We start from the raw sequence: 16791 nt of genomic DNA, 5'->3' as shown, positions 1-16791 counted from the left end.
CCGGATGATGAGAGGGGAGGCGCGCTCGTTCGCCGCGGTCCGCAAGGACCGGGCCGCGGACATCGACAGATGGCTCACCGACCTGTTCCGCACGGCGGCCATGCGGCCGTACGCGCGGGAGGGGGAATCGGGAGGGAAGGGCGGCCTCCCCGAGGAGCGCAGCCCCGCCGCCTCCCTCGGGGTCGGCCCCGTCACCGGCGGGCCCAACGGGATCAGCGGGATCGCCCTGGTCGCGGTCGGCAGCCTGGGACGGGGCGAGCTCGCCCCGGGCAGCGACCTCGACCTGGTCCTGCTCCACGACGGCCGCGACGACGTGGCGAGGATCGCCGACCGCATCTGGTACCCCATCTGGGACTCCGGGATCGGCCTCGACCACTCGGTCCGTACCGTGGACGAGGCGGTGAAGGTCGCCAGGGAGGACCTCAAGGCCGTGCTCGGCCTGATCCAGGCCCGCCACGTGGTGGGCGACCCCGAGCTGACCAGGGCCGCGCGGGAGGCGGTGCTCGCCGAGTGGCGCGCGGACTCCCGGCGCAGGCTGGCCGAGCTGCGCGCCTCCGCCGACAAGCGCGCCGAGTCGGGCGGCGAGCTGGCATTCCTGCTCGAACCCGACCTCAGGGACGCCAGGGGCGGGCTGCGCGACGTGCAGGCGATGCAGGCCGTGGCCGCCGCCTGGGTCGCCTCGGCCCCCGGCCCCCGGGTGCGCGAGGCGTACGAACTGCTGCTGGACATCAGGCACGGGCTGCACCTCGTCACCGCGCGCGGCACCGACCGCCTGGTGCTCCAGGAGCAGGACGCGGTCGCCGGCACGCTGGGCCTGCTGGACGCCGAGGCGCTGATGCGCCGTCTGGCCGAGGCGGGCCGGACCGTCTCCCACGCGTTCGACGCCACCTGGCGCACGGTCGACCGGCTGCTCACCGGCCCCGCGCCCCGGGGGCGCAGGCCTCTCGCCGACGGCGTCGTGGAGCACGGCGGCGAGGTCGTGCTGGCCCGCGGCGTCAGCCCGCGCACCGACCCCACGCTCGTTCTCCGCGCGGCCGCGGCCGCCGCGGAGGCCGGACTGCCGCTCGCGCCCGCGACGGTCTCCACGCTGGCCGCCCAGTCTCCGCCGCTGCCCGTGCCATGGCCCCCGGAGGCCCGCGGCGCGCTGGTCGCCCTGCTCGGCGCGGGGCGCGCCGCCGTACCGGTCTGGGAGGAGCTCGACCAGGCGGGGGTGCTCGTGAAGCTCATCCCCGACTGGGAGCGCGTACGTCACCGCCCCCAGCGCAACCCGGTCCACCGCTACACCGTCGACCGGCACCTCATCGAGACCGCCGCCGGCGCGGCCGCCTTCACCCGTGAGGTGTCGCGTCCCGACCTGCTGCTCATCTCCGCGCTCCTGCACGACGTCGGCAAGGGCTGGCCGGGCGACCACTCCACCACCGGTGAGATCGTCGCCAGGGACATCGGCACCAGGATGGGCCTGCCCCAGGCGGACGTGGACGTCCTCGCGACCGTGGTGCGGCACCATCTGCTGCTGCCGGAGACCGCCACCCGGCGGGACCTGGACGACCCGGTGACGATCTCCCGGGTCGCGGAGGCCGTCGGGTCGAGGCAGGTGCTCGAACTGCTGTCCGCGCTGGCGGTGGCCGACGGCAACGCCACCGGCCCCGCCGCGTGGAACTCCTGGAAGGCGTCCCTGGTCTCCGACCTGGTCCGGCGGGTGCGGTCGGTGCTGTCCGGCACGCCGCCGGCGCCCGCGCCGGCCCTTTCCCCCGAGCAGGCGGCGCTCGCCCGGCACGGCGGCGGCGCGGTGCGCGTCCACGGGAGCGCGGTCACCGTGGTCGCGCCCGACCGGCCGGGCCTGCTGTGGCGGGCGGCCGGGGTGCTCGCGGCGCACCGTATGGCGGTCCGCTCCGCCTCCGCCGCGTCCGCCGGGTCGACGGCGGTCATCGAGTTCGTCGTGGCGCCCGAGTTCGGCACGCCGCCGGACCCCGCGACGCTGGAGGCCGACCTGCGCCTCGTCCTGGCCGGACGGCTCGACATCGAACAGCGCCTGGCCCGGCGGGCGAGGTCGATGCGTCCCTCCCGGGTGCCGGTCGCGCCGCCCCGCGTCACCCTGCTCGACGACGCGTCCAACACCGCGAGCGTGGTGGAGGTGCGGGCGCACGACCGGCCCGGCCTGCTGTGGCGGATCGGCCGGGCGTTCGGCGAGTGCGGCCTTGACGTACGCGCCGCGCGTGTGGAGACTCTGGGCGCAGAAGCGGTGGATGTCTTCTATGTGGCGGATCGAACAGGCCGTCCCGTTCTCGATGAGCAGCAGCGCATGCAGGTGCGGGAGCACGTGCTCGCCGCCCTCAGGTGAGCTGGGTCACGATCCTCACCTCTTGGTAACAATTGGGGTGCTGCGGTAGGGGTAGGGCCGCTCGCTGTCGTGACCTTGTGGTCGAATTGTCCCCGCTTATATAGCTGTGTCACTTCATGCTGTCCAGACGCGTGAAGGCAAGCCGAACGATGGCGGGGCCGGTGAGCATGGAGCAGTCGAATACCGATAACCGCAGGCGGCGGAGTCGTCTCTCGCCGCGCAACTGGCGAGTGCCCACACGCCTGACCGCGCTGATCGTCGCCCCGACGATCGTCGCCGTGCTGCTCGCCGGCGTCCGCGTCGTCGGCTCGATCGACAGCCTGACGGCCTACCAGCGGACCAGGTCTGCGGCGGAGTACTCGGTGCACCTGCGGGACCTCGCCGAGCAGCTCGCCCTCGAACGTGACCTGTTCGTCTGGGGTGGCGCCAGCAGGCGCAAGTTCAACATCGACGGGGAAACCGAGGTGACCCGCGCCCAGCAGCGCGCGGCGGTCGACCCGCTGATCCAGCAGGTCAAGGCCGACCTCAAGAACCTCGACGCGGACTACGGCACCCGTGCGGTGGAGCAGGCGCAGCAGCTCACCAGCCGCATCTCGAGCCTTCCGGGCATCCGCGACAACGGTGCGCCCGAGGACTACAGCGCTCTGATCGCCAACATCCTGCGTCTGCAGGACGAGCTGGGCAACAACGACGACAATGCCTCGATCGTCGGTAACATCCGCGCTCTCAACGCTCTCGCCCACGCCAAGGAGGAGGCGGCCCTGCAGCGGGCCACCCTCACCCGTGAGCTGATGGAGCGCAACCAGGTCTTCACCACGTTCGAGCTGCAGGACTTCCTGGCCTCGCAGTCCCGTCAGCAGAGCTACCTGGCGACGTTCTACACGGAGGCCCCGCCGGCCGAGGCGAGCCGCCTGGTCACCCTCTTCGCCGACAGGGACGTGGTCAACAGCGAGCTGACCAAGTCGTGGGCGCTCACGCTCGGCCTGCAGAACCACTCCCTCAGCCGCTACCAGGGCAGGGACAGGACGGCCCAGCAGTGGTTCCAGGACAGCACGAAGGCGATCGAGCAGATGGCGGCCGTCGAGGGACGCGTGTCGGGGCTGGTGCAGGACCGCGCCCGCGAGCTGCAGTCGGCCGAGCAGCGCAACGCCCTCATCGCCGGCGGCCTGATCCTCGCGCTCCTCGTGCTCGTGCTCGCCACGACCGTGCTCATCGCGCGGTCGATGGTCTCGCCACTGCGCCGCCTGCGGGCGGAGGCGCTCGACATCGCCGGGCGGAGGCTGCCGGAGATCGTGCGGCGGATGCGCGAGTCCGAGGACCCCGGGCGCGAGTCCCACGTGCAGCCGATCGCGGTCGACAGCAGCGACGAGATCGGTGAGGTGGCACAGGCCTTCGACGAGGTCCACACGCAGGCCGTGCGCCTGGCCGCCGAGGAGTCCCGCCTGCGCGCCAACGTCAACGCGATGTTCGTGAACCTGTCACGGCGTACGCAGACGCTGGTGGAGCGGCAGATCTCGCTGATCGACGGCCTGGAGCGGGGCGAGGAGGACGGCCGGCGCCTGGCCGACCTGTTCAAGCTGGACCACCTGGCCACCCGCATGCGCCGCAACAGTGAGAACCTCCTGGTCCTCGCCGGTCACGAGCCGCCTCGCAAGCGCAGCCAGCCCGCCCGGCTGGTCGACGTGGTCCGCGCGTCGCTGTCGGAGGTCGAGGACTACGAGCGGGTCGTCGTCCGGATCCCCCGTACGATCGCCATCGCCGGGCACGCCGCCAACGACGTCGTCCACCTGCTGGCCGAGCTGGTGGAGAACGCCATCGCCTTCTCGCCGCGCAACACCAAGGTCGTCGTGTCCAGCAGCCCCGTCGAGGGCGGCGCCGTGATGCTCGGCGTCACCGACGCCGGCATCGGCATGTCGCCGGAGGAGCTCGCGGAGATCAACCGCCGTCTCGCCGAGCCGCCCACGATCGACGTGTCGGTGTCCCGCCGGATGGGCCTGTTCGTGGTCGGCCGCCTCGCGTTGCGCCACGGTATCCGGGTGCAGCTGCGCCGGGGCGAAGGCGCGGGCGTCATCGCCATGGTGCTGTTCCCCACCCAGCTCATCAGCAACGCCGACCAGCCCGTCATGCCGCGCCCCTCCGTTCCGGCCGGGCAGACGGCGGCCGGGCTGCCGGCACGGCAGGCGTTCGCCGCCGAGCCGGACCCGCTCGGCTCCGCGCCGGGCGGTTCGTTCGAACCTTGGAGCGCCGGCAACGGTACGGCGGGTGGCGGTGTCGGATCCCGCAGGCCCCCGGCGACCAGCGGGAGCGGGCTCAGCGGGGCCGGGACCGGCGGCAACGCCTCGGGCGGGTTCACCGCGTTCGGCGCGCCGACGGGCGAGGTGGCGGCCGGGCCCGCGGAGAACTCGTTCGCGGGAGGGGCGTTCACCGAGAACTCGGGGCCGCATCCGGCGCCGGGCGCGCCCGGGAGGGCGGCGGACGGCGACACCCCGCGCCCCGCGTTCGGGGAGCGGCCCGACTCGTCGTGGCCTCCGGTGTCCGCCGGGCCCTCGGCGTCGCCGCTGACCGGGGCCGCGAGCGGGAGCGGCGAGGACCGCGCCGAGCATTCGTGGCCGTCGCTGCCCACCGGACCGGCGGGCCTCCCACAGCGGGGCGCGTCCACCGGGTCCACGGCGTTCTCACCGTCGAGCACGGGACCGACCGCGTTCTCTCCGTCGGGCACGGGACCGACCGCGTTCTCTCCGTCGAGCACGGGGCCGACCGCGTTTTCCCCGTCGGGCACCGGACCGACGGCGTTCTCTCCGTCGGGCACCGGACCGACCGCGTTCTCTCCGTCGAGCACGGGGCCCACGGCGTTCTCTCCGTCGAGCACCGGACCGGCCGGGGCGGCGGGCGTACCGGCGTCTCCCGGCGGCGCCGGGGCCTTCGCGGCGGAGAACGAGGCGTCGTCGACCGGGCAGCTGCCCTCGGTCGACGACTCGCCGCTGGAGCGGGGCGACGAGTTCCTGCCGATCTTCGCCTCGGTCGAGTCCGCGTGGTTCCGGCGTCCCTCGGACACCACCGGCCCGCAGGCCGCGCCCGCGGCGCGGTCCGGCACCGAGGAGGACGAGGAGAAGGCCGGGGAGAGCACCGGGGAGATCGCCAGGGTGCCGGGTTCCGCCCCGGCGCCCGGGCCCGCCGACCCGCAGGGCGAAAGGCCCGGCGGGTGGCGGTCGCGGGCCGACAGCGGCTTCCAGGCCGCGGCGAGCGCCCGGGACCCCCTGCTGGGCGGGGTGACCGCGGCGGGCTTGCCGAAGCGCACGCCGAAGGCCAACCTGGTGCCCGGTTCGGTGGGCGCGGAGGGCCCTGCCCCCGCCGCCCCGCGTCCCCCGGTCTCGGCCGATGCGGTGCGCAACCGCCTGTCCAGCTTCCAGCAGGGTGTTAGGCGAGGCCGGGCCCAAGCGGCCGAAGGTTTCGCCGAAGGGTCGGGTAAAGAGGAGGAGGGCTCGTGACTGAGCTGAGCGTGGAAGCACGCAGGTTCGACTGGCTGATCACCGAGTTCGTCGGCACCACGCCCGGCGTGGCGCACGCGGTGGTGGTGTCATCGGACGGCCTGCGGCTGGCCCAATCGGACGGCTTTCCGCCTGACCGCGCCGACCAGCTCGCCGCCGTCGCCGCCGGCCTGCTCAGCCTCACGGCGGGCGCCGCGAGGGTGTTCGAGGGCGGTCCGGTCACGCAGACGGTCGTCGAGATGCAGCGCGGGCTGCTCCTCGTGATGGCGATCAGCGACGGGTCGTGCCTGTCCGTGCTCGCCTCTCCCGACTGCGACATGGGCCTGGTGGCCTACCAGATGACCCTGCTCGTCGAGCGGGCGGGGCAGGTGCTCACTCCGGCGTTGCGCGCCGAACTGCAGACGTCACGGCGATGACCATGGGAGCGGGCCATGCGTGATCGTGACGGGACAGAGGACGAGCCTCTGTTCCGTCCGTACGCCGTCACCGGTGGCCGATCCGAGCCGCGTTACCACATGGCGATGGAAACCCTCGTATCATCGGTGACCTTGAAGAGCAATGACTATTCCCTGCTCAGCCCTGAGCAGGAGTCGATCATGATGCTATGTCGTTCCGTACGATCGGTCGCGGAGATCTCGGCGCTGCTCCGGGTCCCGCTCGGCGTGGCACGTGTGCTCATCGCCGACATGGCCGACGAGGGTCTGGTCCGCCTGCACATGCCGCAGCTGAACCAGGGACAGCCAGACCTCAACCTGCTCGAAAGGGTGCTCAGTGGACTACGCAGGCTCTAGCCGTGGTCTTACCTCGACGAAGATCGTCGTGGCGGGTGGGTTCGGCGTCGGGAAGACGACCTTCGTCGGTGCCGTCTCCGAGATCCTGCCGCTGACGACCGAGGCCGTGATGACCGACGCCAGCGCGGGCATCGACGACCTGGGGCTCACGCCGAACAAGACGACCACGACGGTCGCCATGGACTTCGGCCGGCTCTCGCTCGACCAGGACCTCATCCTCTACCTGTTCGGCACGCCGGGTCAGCACCGCTTCTGGTTCATGTGGGACGACCTCGTCCGCGGCGCCATCGGGGCGGTCGTGCTCGTCGACAGCCGCAGGCTCGCCGACTGCTTCCCGGCGATCGACTACTTCGAGGAGGCCCAGCTTCCCTTCCTGGTCGCGATGAACGGCTGGGAGGGGCAGTTCCTCCACTCGGAGGAGGAGGTCCGTGAGGCGCTGTCCCTGCCTCCGCACGTCCCGGTCGTCCGTACGGACGCCCGTTCGCGGGATGCCGTCAAATCCACGCTCATCAGCCTGGTCGAGTACGTGCTGACCGTCCGGGCCGCGTACGGCAGGCCCTACTGAGCCCGTACGAACCCATGTCCCCGATAGACCTCGCCCCGGAGAGGGGTCCGGCGAGGGCGGTACCCAGGAGGGTGCCGCCCTCGCGGCGTACGGTGCGAACATGGGGCCGGAGCCGGATTCTTTGCCTTCGGCGGTCGGATCCACGAGACCCCGCCCTAGCCGGCAGGGCAGAATTCGGTATTGATGCCGACCCGATATTTAACCAAATAACATCATCTCCATGCCTGTCTAGGCTATTTGTGCACGGGTGTTCGGTTGGCCTCCCTGGTGTCGGTGTGCTGCAATTACCCTCGCCTGCAGGACGTCTCGCACGTCACGCCAGCCCCATCCGTGCTGAGACACTCCCCCCTGTGCGCACATACGGCGAGAGGTTGCAAAGCCTGTGACGACACAAGACCCCCGGACCGACCAGAGCCCCGGGACCGGGGTTCCGGCTGAGCAGGAGCCCGATGAGGGAAGCCGTTTCCTGCTGCGCAACTGGCGCGTGCGCTCCAGGCTTGTGGCCCTGATTCTCATTCCCACCCTGGCGGCGCTGCTGCTCGGCGGCCTTCGGGTCATCACCTCGGTGAACACGGCGTCCGAGTACCAGCAGACCAGTGACCTGGCGCGGCTCGTGGACAAGGTCGCGGGCCTCACCCACGAACTGCAGTCGGAACGCGACCGGGCCGCCTGGAACGCGACGATCGGCCGCCCGGCGAAGGCGACCGCCGCCGTCAAGGCGCAGATCATCCTCACGAACAAGGCGTCCACCGCGGTGCGCGACCTGGCGAACGAGGTCAGGTCGAAGGTGAGCAGCCGCGGCTCCGCCGAGATCGAGCACATCCTCGGCAGGCTCGACGGCGTGGAGTCCCTGCGCAGTCAGGCGCTGGAAGGGAACCTGCTCCCCAGAGCGATCCTGGACCAGTACACCCTCGTCATCGACACCCTGCTGGCCCTGCAGGACGACCTGGCCAAGAGCACGCAGGACGACAGGCTCGCCGCCTCGGCCGTCACACTGGCCGCGCTCGCCCGCGCGAAGGAGAGCGCCTCCGTGCAGCGCGGCATGCTGACCACGGTGCTGCCGGTCGACCGCTTCGAGCAGGCCCAGCTGCAGAACTTCCTCGGCGCCGTGTCCGCCGAGGAGAGCGAGCTGCGCGCCTTCCGCAAGAGCGCCACCGCCGAGGAGCGGACCGACTTCGACAACACGGTCACCGGCGGCAAGGTCGACCAGGCGGAGTTCATCCGCACGCTGGTGCTCGACCGCGCCAACGCGGGCTTCCCGCTCAAGGGCCTCGACCTGTCGGTACGCGACGACACCCGCCTTTGGTACGACGCGATGTCGCAGCCCATCAACCGGATGCGCACCGTCGAGGCCAAGCTGACCTCCACGATCGTGGCGCGGAGCCAGTCGCTCAAGGACGACGAGCAGCAGCGCGCCGTCATCGTGGCCGTCGCCGTCGCCCTCCTGCTGATCGCGGTGCTGCTCGTCACCACGGGCGTCGCCCGCTCCCTCGTACGCCCGCTGCGGCGGCTGCGCAGCGAGGCGCTGGAGATCGCCGGCAGTCGCCTCCCCGACACCGTCCAGAAGCTGCGGGAGGCCGGCGACGCCGCCGAGGTCCCGCCCATCGCCCCGATCCAGGTGGTCGCCCGCGACGAGATCGGCGAAGTCGCGCGGGCCTTCGACGAGGTCCACCGCGAGGCCATCCGGCTGGCGGGCGACGAGGCCCGGCTGCGCAGCAACGTCAACGCGATGTTCGTGAACCTGTCGCGGCGTACGCAGACGCTGGTGGAACGCCAGCTGTCCCTGATCGACGGCCTGGAGCAGGGCGAGCAGGACGAGCAGCGGCTCGGGAACCTGTTCAAGCTCGACCACCTGGCGACCCGCATGCGCCGCAACAGTGAGAACCTCCTGGTCCTCGCCGGGCAGGAGGCCGCGCGCCGCTGGGGTCAGCCGGTGCCCATCGTCGACGTCGTGCGCGCCTCGCTGTCGGAGGTCGAGAACTATGAGCGCGTCGACCTCCAGGTTCAGTCCGGAGCGTCGGTCGTCGGCCAGTCGGTCAACGACGTCGTCCACCTCGTGGCGGAGCTGGTGGAGAACGCCATCTCCTTCTCGCCGCGCGACACCAAGGTCACGGTGTCGAGCAACCGCATCGACGGCGGCGGCCTGATCATCTCCGTCAGCGACCAGGGCATCGGCATGACGCCCGAGGAACTGGCCCAGACCAACTACCGGCTCGCCAACCCGCCGGTCGTGGACGTGTCGGTGTCCCGCCGCATGGGCCTGTTCGTGGTCGGCCGCCTGGCGTTGCGCCACGGCATCCGGGTGCAGCTGCGCCAGCAGGACACCGGTGGCCTGACGGCCATGGTGCTGCTGCCCGAGGCGCTGCTGGCCCACGCCGGCCCGGCCTTCCCCGGCGTGCCGGGCATGCCGCAGCCCGAGCTGACCAGCCCGATGCCGGCCGTCGGGACCGGGCCGCAGTTCGGCGCCTCCGTGTTCGGCGGCGCGCCGGCCCTCGCCAGCCCGACGCCGTTCGAGAACCCGTCACGCACTCCCGTGTTCGGCGCGGACGCGCCCGGCGTCGGCACTCCCGGCGCCGACCCCTTCGAGCGTGGACCATTCGAGTCCTTCCCGCGGGAGACGGTCGGCTTCGATCCCGATCCGTTCGCCCGCAACCCCTTCGAACCGCCGCCGGGCCGGAGCGCCGACGGTGACGCGTTCGCGCGCAACCCGTTCGAGACGGGCGGTTCGGGGCGGCCGGGCGAGACCGATCCGTTCGCCCGCAACCCCTTCGACACCGGCGGCTTCGGCCAGGGCGGGCAGCCCGATCCCTTCGGCCGCAGCCCGTTCGAGTCCGGACCGTTCGACCGGGCGGCCTTCGACAAGACGCCGTTCGAGAAGACGCCCTCCGAGCGAGACCCGTTCGAGACCACGAACTTCGACTCGGGACCGTTCGACGCCGGCCCCTTCGACACCAACCCCTTCAACCGGGGTCACGTCGGGGAGGCCCCGGTGGACACGCCATGGCCCGGCCACCTGCCCCCGCCGGGGGGCGCCTCCTGGCCCGGCACCCCGCAGGACGCCGACCCCGGCTGGGCCGGCCGGACCGGCCGCGGCGCTTTCGAGGGCGACGACAACACCGGCCCGCTGCCGGTGGTGCGGACCTCGCCGCTGGAGTCGGAGGAGGAGTTCCTCCCGATCTTCGCCGCGGTCGAGTCGGACTGGTTCAAGAAGGCCGACGTCCCGGCGGACAAGAACGACGCCGACGGTGAGACCGGTACGGATACCAGGGCCTGGTCTTCCCCGGCGGACGTCGGCTGGCAGGCGGCCAGGGCGGCCAGCGAGCCGGCCCTGGGCGGGGTCACCTCGTCGGGCCTGCCCAAGCGGGTGCCCAAGGCGAACCTGGTCCCCGGCTCGGCCACTGCTCCCGCCACCCCCTCTGCGGAGCCCGCCGCGGCGGCGGCCTCCCCGCCGTCGCCCCCGCCCGTGCTCTCGCCCGAGCGGGTGCGCAGCAGGCTCTCCAGCTTCCAGCAGGGCGTCCGGCAGGGCCGGGCTGTCGCCCGCGGGGAGGCCGAGGAGGACCAGGGATATCCCGGGGCGGCGGCCCTGGGCATGCCCGATGCCCAGGACACTGAGAAGGAGGACTGATGAGGGAAATGAGCCAGGCCGCGCGCGGCATCAACTGGTTGATCACGGACTTCGTGAACAACGTGCCGGGTGTGGCGCACACCGTGGTGGTGTCGGCGGACGGGTTGCCTCTGGCGTTCTCGGACGGGTTTCCGAAGGACCGGGCGGATCAGCTGGCGGCGGTGGCGGCCGGGTTGATCAGTCTGACGCAGGGTGCCTCGCGGGTGTTCGAGGGTGGCCCGGTGACGCAGACGGTGGTGGAGATGCAGCGGGGGTTGTTGCTGATCATGTCGATCAGTGACGGGTCCTGTCTGGCGGTGCTGGCGGCGGCGGATTCGGATCTGGGTCTGGTGGCCTATCAGATGACGTTGCTGGTGGAACGGGCGGGTCAGGTGCTGACTCCCGCGGTCCGCGCCGAACTCCAGGCGTCCCACCCGCGGTGAGGCGACTCCGCGAAGTGAGGCACGTGGTGGAGGACAGATCGGGGAAGACGCCCTGAGAGCGGAGCGGCCGGGGCGGCCGCCGGGTTCCGGAGCGAGAGCGACAAGGTCAGGAGGACGCTGTGGCAGGCGGCGGCTGGAACAACGAGGCCTATCCGCCGGTGGACGACGCCCACCGGCAGTACGGCGGCATGAACCCCGTCCCGACGCCGGCACCGGCGCCGATGGAGCAGAGCTCGCTGGTACGGCCGTACGCCGTCACCGGCGGACGTACGGCACCGCGGCTCCAGCTCGCCATGGAGGCACTCGTGTCCTCCGCCACGGTGATGCACCAGGACCTCTCCACGCTCACCCCCGAACGCCAGGCGATCAGCACGTTGTGCCGTCAGGTGCGGTCGGTGGCGGAGGTGTCGGCGTTGCTGCGGATTCCGCTGGGTGTGGTTCGTGTGGTGATCGCGGACATGGCGGCGGAGGGGCTGGTGCATGTGCATCAGCCGCAGTTGGCGGCCGGTAAGCCGGATCTGAACTTGCTGGAAAGGGTGCTCAGTGGACTTCGCAGGCTCTAGCCGGGGGTTGACCTCGACGAAGATCGTCGTTGCGGGGGGCTTCGGTGTGGGGAAGACGACCTTCGTGGGGGCGGTTTCGGAGATCGTGCCGTTGACGACCGAGGCGGTGATGACGGACGCGTCGGCGGGGGTGGACGATGTGGGGTTGGTGCCGCACAAGACCACGACGACGGTGGCGATGGATTTCGGGCGGGTGTCGCTGGACCGGGATCTGATTTTGTATCTGTTCGGTACGCCGGGTCAGCATCGGTTCTGGTTCATGTGGGATGACCTGGTGCGGGGGGCGATCGGTGCGGTGGTGCTGGTCGACACCCGGCGGCTGGCCGACAGCTTCCCGGCGATCGACTACTTCGAGGAGGCCCGCCTGCCCTTCGTCGTCGGCGTCAACGGCTTCGACGGGCAGTTCCCGCATGCCGAGGAGGAGGTGCGGGAGGCGATGACATTGTCGCCGCGGATTCCGATCGTCCGCACCGACGCCCGGGACCGGGAATCGGTCAAGAGCACGCTGATCACGCTCGTCGAGCACGCGCTGACCATGCGTGTCGCCGTTCCCGGCCCCGGATTCCACTAGCGGTCAGCGGGCAGGGCCTCGATCAGGCTCGCCCCGGCGGGCAGCGGCAGGACGCGGGAGAGCGTGAAGCCCGCCTCGCCCAGCAGCCGGGTGTGCTCGCTCAGCGTGCGCTCCCTCCCGCCGTCGGTCAACGCGAGCATGCGCATGTCGAGGTCCTTGCCGATGTGCGGCGTGGCGTCGTCCGGCAGCACCATCTCCAGCAGCAGCATCCGGCCGGTTCCGGGAAGCGCCTTCCGCACGTTGGCCAGGATGCGCAGGGCCGCCTCGTCGCTCCAGTTGTGGATGACGCTGGCCAGCAGGTAGAGGTCCCCGCCCGCGGGCACGCTGCCGAAGAAGTCGCCGCTTTCGAACTCGCAGCGGTCGCCGAGGCCCCGCGCGCGCATCGACTCCCGGGCGTCCTCGACCACGTGCGCGATGTCGAAGAGCACGCCGCGCATGCCGGGGTGCCGGTCGAGCACCGCCGCGAGCAGGTGCCCGGTTCCCCCCGCGACGTCCACGAGCGTCCGTACGCCGGTGAAGTCGTAGGCGGTGGCCAGAGCCGCCTCCAGCGGCGCCGCGCGGATGGCCATGTATTCGTTGAACAGCCGGGCGGCCTCGGGGTGCTCCTGGAAATAGCCGTACAAGGGGCCGAAACGCGTGATGAAAGCGGACTGCCCGTCCCGCACGGTCTGCGCCAGGTTGCCCATCGCATACCAATACCCGTTCTCGGCGGTGACGCGCACCGCGGAACGCAGGCTGCCGGGAACGCCGTCGCGCAGCGTCTGACCCTCCTCGGTCAGCTCGTACATGCCGGGGACGACGGTGCGGACCACACCGACCGTCTCGAGTTCCCGCAGCACGCGCGTCAGGGAGGGCTCGTGCGCGTCGCACGCCTTGGCGAGCTCCGACACGCTCATCGGGCCGGAGGCCAGGTGCTCGGCGCAGTTCAGCTCGGCCATCGCGGCGAGCGCGGCGAACCGCGAGAGCCCGACGATGGCGTCCCAGACAGGGCCGGTGGAGTCGATCAATGCTTCTCCAGAACAGTGGGGGTGGGGGAGCCGCCTCGGACCAGGCGGCCCACTTCTGCACGCAGCCGGACGAACGCGTCGAGTTGCCGCGTCGCGATCTGGTCGCGTGATTCGCCCAGGTCGACCGGCAGGTCGGCGGCGACCCGGGCCGGCGAGCGGGTGAGGACGATCACCCGGTCGCCGACGTAGACGCTCTCGTCGATGTCGTGCGTGATCAGCAGGGTCGTCATGCCGTGATGCGCGCATACCCGCAGCACCAGGTCTTCCAGGTCCTCGCGGGTCTGCGCGTCCACCGAGCCGAAGGGCTCGTCCATCAGCAGCAGCGACGGGCGGTAGGCGAGAGCGCGGGCGATGGACACCCGCTGCTGCATCCCGCCGGACATCTCCCAGGGGTACTTCTCCGCGGCGTCGGCCAGGCCGACCTGGTCCAGCGCGGCCATCGCCGCCTCCCTTCGGCGCCGCCGGTCCAGCCCGCGGCGCCGCAGCGGCAGCGCCACGTTGTTCGCGGCGGTCATCCAGGGGTAGAGCGAACGGCTGTAGTCCTGGAAGACGACGGCCAGGTTGTCCGGGATGCGCTCCACGGGCTGTCCGTCGATCAGCACCCGGCCCCCGGTGGGACGGATGAGACCGGCGACGGACCGCAGCAGGGTGGACTTGCCGCAGCCGGAGGGGCCCACGACGCAGACGAGCTCGCCCTCGGCGGCACGGATGCTCACCCCGTCGAGAACGCGATGCGAGCCGTACGAGTGGACCAGATCGGTGATCTCGAGCACGATGCCTTCCTAGGTGGTCTGCCTGGCGCTCCTGTGCCAGGCGAGAACGCGCCGTTCCAACAGCAGGAACGCGGAGTTGAGCAGATAGCCGAGGAGGCCGAGCACCACCAGGCAGCCCCACATGTCGGCGTAGAGGTAGGTGCGCTGCGCCGACAGGAGCCGGTAGCCGAGGCCGCCGGAGCCGGCGAAGATCTCGGCGACGATCAGCAGGATCAGGGCCAGTGAGAGGGCGAGCCGCAGGCCGGCGAAGATCTTGGGCATCGCGGCGGGCACGATCACCCTGGTGAGCCGCTGGGCCGTCGAGAACCCGAAGATGCGCGCGGTCTCCAGGTGCTGCCGGTCCACCGTTCGCGCGCCGTCGATGGTGTTGAGGAGGATCGGCCAGATGATGCCGAACACGATCGTCGCGAGCTGCGCCGGCGTGCCCAGCTTCAGCAGGGCGAGGAAGAAGGGCACCAGCAGCGGCGGTGGCACGGCCCGGCCGAGGTGGATCAGCGGGTCGAGGTAGCCGGACAGGCGGGGGGAGCAGCCGATGGCGACCCCGGCGGCCACCCCGAGGACCGCGGCCAGCGCCCACCCGGCGAACAGCCGGGCGAGGCTGGGGCCGAAATCGCTCATCGCCTGCTCCGTCAGCAGGAGGTGGGCGGGCGGGCCGGACAGCCACATCTCACCCATCCGGGCCAGCGTCGCCGACGGGGGAGGGAAGAACGGCTGCTCGGCGGCGCGGGTGGCGATCTCCCAGGCCACGAGCGTCACGGGCACCAGCCACAGACGGCCGACGGCTCTGATCACGTTCATCGGACGGCTCCGGCGCGTACGTCGTGCCAGCGGAACAACCTGCGTTCCACCGCGACCAGGGCGGAGTTGGACAGCACGCCGAACAGACCGGCCCACAGGGTCGCGCCGAGCATCAGGTCCATCCGGTTGCCGCCTGCGGCCTCCATGATGTAGATCCCGACGCCCTCCGCCCCTCCGGCGAGCAGCTCCGCGCTGATCACGAGGATGACGGCGGTGCCGGCGGCGACGCGGATCCCGGTCGCGATGAAGGGCGCGGCGCTGGGCAGCGCCACCCGGAGCAGCACCGACACCGGACCGAACCCGAAGCTGCGCAGGGTCTCCTTGGCGAGCGGATCGACGTCCCTCAACGCGTAGATCGTGTTGATGACGATCGGCCAGGACGCCGCGTAGACGACGACGGCCACTCTCAGGTGGAGGTTGTCGCTGAACAGGAGGATCGCGAGCGGGATCACGGCGACCGACGGAATGGGCCGGAGGAACTCGATCAGCGGCCGTACGGCGCGCTCCACGGGCGGCAGGGCCCCGAGCGCGAGTCCGGCCGGGACCGCCACCGCCACGGTCAGCAGCAGGCCGAGTCCCCACGCGACGAGCGTGGCGCGCGCGTCGGCGAGGAACTCCTGGTCGGCGAGCAGCTCCGCCGCGCCGCGCAGGATCGTGGACATGCGCGGCAGGAAGCGGTCGTCGATCAGGCCGGTCGCGCCGACGATCTCGGCCGCGGCGAGGAACCCCGCGACGCCGGCGACGCCGCGGAGGACTCGTGCGTGTTCCATAGCGGTTACGGGATGTCCGTCAGCTCGCCGGGGGCTGCAGGATCATCGACTTCACGTCGAGATCGTTCTTGATGTAGCCGTACTCCTTCATCAGGCTGGCCACGCGCTGCAGCCGGGTCTCGCTGAGGGAGGTCGGGTAGGAGCCCAGGGAGATGACGGCCGCGGTCGCGGCGTCGATCTTCGTGTACTTGGGCAGCGTCTCCTCGACGATCTTCCGGTCCTTCGCGACGATCGCCTGGGCCTTGCCGAGCGCCCGCTGGAACGCGGCGATCGCCTTGGGGTATTTGCTCGCGGTGGCCTCGGTGGTGAACCAGCCGGCGATGGGCAGACTTTCGGTCGGACCGGTCATCTCGTCGACGACGATTCTGCCGCCCGCTTTCGATACCACGGTGATGAACGGCTCGACCATCGCCGCCGCGTCGACCTGGCCGTTTTCCAGGGCGCCGGGCATGTCGGGGAACGTCTTCTCCACGAACTGGTTCGGTGTCGCGGTCACCCCGGCCACCTTCATCTGCACTTCAGCGGTCAGTTGGCTGACGCTGTTGAGGACGTTGACCGCTATGGTCTTCCCCTTGAGGTCTGCAGCAGTTTTGATCGGGGAGTCCTTTTTGACCATAATGACGAAAGCGCCGGGAGCGGCGCCGTAACTGTCCGAAACATACTTGAACTTGCCCGCGCCCTTGTCCTGGGCGAGGAATGTTCCGACGTAGGCGCCGAGCGAGATGTCGAGGCTGCCGCCCAGCAGCTTCTGGGTGGCGACGGCGCCGCCGGCGACCACCTCGGGCTGGATCTCCAGGCCCTCGGCCTTGAAGAACCCTCTCTCGATGGCCACCTGCAACGGCGCGCTGTCCGGCACGGGGATGGTGCCCACCTTCAGCGTCGTCTTCTCCAGTCCGTTGTCCGCGGGAGCGGAGGACGTCGTGTCGGAGTTACCGCAAGAGGTGAGCGCCAGGACGGCCACGACGCCGACGGCGAGAGTACGACTCAAAAGCCTCATGAAATCTCCTTGTCTGGAGTGTTGAGGTGGTCGCCCGCGGCGGGCCCGTCCCGCGCAGACGGCGACGGGCGAGAAGCGTA

At 71.2% G+C, this 16791-nt stretch carries 14 protein-coding genes; 9 read left to right on the top strand and 5 right to left on the bottom strand.

Features of this window, described 5'->3' with window-relative positions:
- Window positions 1–4 precede the first annotated feature (4 nt).
- The 9 genes from HHX30_RS11800 to HHX30_RS11760 all read left to right on the top strand — a co-directional run bounded on the left by HHX30_RS11800 (window position 5) and on the right by HHX30_RS11760 (window position 12366).
- Window positions 5–2341 carry a [protein-PII] uridylyltransferase gene (locus HHX30_RS11800; RefSeq protein WP_249349938.1) on the top strand — a complete coding sequence of 779 codons (2337 nt, stop codon included), beginning with the start codon at window positions 5–7 and terminating at the stop codon, window positions 2339–2341.
- A 230-nt stretch (window positions 2342–2571) separates the two neighbouring features.
- Complete coding sequence (locus tag HHX30_RS11795) at window positions 2572–5829, top strand: nitrate- and nitrite sensing domain-containing protein (RefSeq protein ID WP_169981946.1); 3258 nt, start codon at window positions 2572–2574, stop codon at window positions 5827–5829.
- On the top strand, window positions 5826–6245 hold the full coding sequence (locus HHX30_RS11790) for a roadblock/LC7 domain-containing protein (protein ID WP_169981945.1): 420 nt from the start codon (window positions 5826–5828) through the stop codon (window positions 6243–6245). The genes HHX30_RS11795 and HHX30_RS11790 overlap by 4 nt, the downstream gene beginning before the upstream one ends.
- Window positions 6246–6260: 15 nt before the next feature.
- Window positions 6261–6620, top strand: a complete 360-nt coding sequence (locus HHX30_RS11785) for a DUF742 domain-containing protein (protein ID WP_030510865.1) — start codon at window positions 6261–6263, stop codon at window positions 6618–6620.
- Between the two features lie 28 nt (window positions 6621–6648).
- The gene (locus HHX30_RS11780; RefSeq protein ID WP_310742229.1) at window positions 6649–7185 is read left to right on the top strand and encodes an ATP/GTP-binding protein; all 537 of its coding nucleotides are present in this window, start codon (window positions 6649–6651) and stop codon (window positions 7183–7185) included.
- 382 nt (window positions 7186–7567) lie between these two features.
- Entirely contained in the window at window positions 7568–10810 is a 3243-nt protein-coding gene (locus tag HHX30_RS41550; RefSeq protein ID WP_311922329.1) for a nitrate- and nitrite sensing domain-containing protein, read from the top strand.
- Between the two features lie 8 nt (window positions 10811–10818).
- The gene (locus HHX30_RS11770; protein ID WP_205825907.1) at window positions 10819–11232 is read left to right on the top strand and encodes a roadblock/LC7 domain-containing protein; all 414 of its coding nucleotides are present in this window, start codon (window positions 10819–10821) and stop codon (window positions 11230–11232) included.
- A gap of 119 nt (window positions 11233–11351) precedes the next feature.
- Complete coding sequence (locus HHX30_RS11765; RefSeq protein WP_396703752.1) at window positions 11352–11795, top strand: DUF742 domain-containing protein; 444 nt, start codon at window positions 11352–11354, stop codon at window positions 11793–11795.
- Window positions 11796–11802: 7 nt separating this feature from the next.
- Complete coding sequence (locus HHX30_RS11760; protein WP_169981943.1) at window positions 11803–12366, top strand: ATP/GTP-binding protein; 564 nt, start codon at window positions 11803–11805, stop codon at window positions 12364–12366.
- Here the strand turns inward: HHX30_RS11760 and HHX30_RS11755 are convergent.
- From HHX30_RS11755 to HHX30_RS11735, 5 genes are read right to left on the bottom strand one after another with little or no spacing between them, the layout of a single operon-like run.
- A complete protein-coding gene (locus HHX30_RS11755) occupies window positions 12363–13373 on the bottom strand; it encodes a methyltransferase (protein ID WP_249349937.1) in 1011 nt (336 codons plus the stop codon). The genes HHX30_RS11760 and HHX30_RS11755 overlap by 4 nt on opposite strands.
- Window positions 13370–14146, bottom strand: a complete 777-nt coding sequence (locus HHX30_RS11750) for an ABC transporter ATP-binding protein (RefSeq protein WP_169981942.1) — start codon at window positions 14144–14146, stop codon at window positions 13370–13372. Before HHX30_RS11750 ends, HHX30_RS11755 begins: the two co-directional genes overlap by 4 nt.
- Window positions 14147–14155: 9 nt before the next feature.
- Window positions 14156–14944 (bottom strand): ABC transporter permease, encoded by a 789-nt coding sequence (locus HHX30_RS11745; RefSeq protein WP_169981941.1) that lies wholly within the window; start codon window positions 14942–14944, stop codon window positions 14156–14158.
- Window positions 14941–15714, bottom strand: coding sequence for an ABC transporter permease (locus tag HHX30_RS11740; protein ID WP_169981940.1), 774 nt, complete (start codon window positions 15712–15714; stop codon window positions 14941–14943). The genes HHX30_RS11745 and HHX30_RS11740 overlap by 4 nt, the downstream gene beginning before the upstream one ends.
- 19 nt (window positions 15715–15733) lie before the next feature.
- On the bottom strand, window positions 15734–16711 hold the full coding sequence (locus HHX30_RS11735; RefSeq protein ID WP_249349936.1) for an ABC transporter substrate-binding protein: 978 nt from the start codon (window positions 16709–16711) through the stop codon (window positions 15734–15736).
- Window positions 16712–16791: the final 80 nt, after the last annotated feature.

Origin of the sequence: Microbispora sp. H10836, from assembly GCF_012999525.1 — a bacterium.
Taxonomy (GTDB): Bacteria; Actinomycetota; Actinomycetes; order Streptosporangiales; family Streptosporangiaceae; genus Microbispora.
This window is presented reverse-complemented; position numbering and strand designations above follow the sequence as displayed.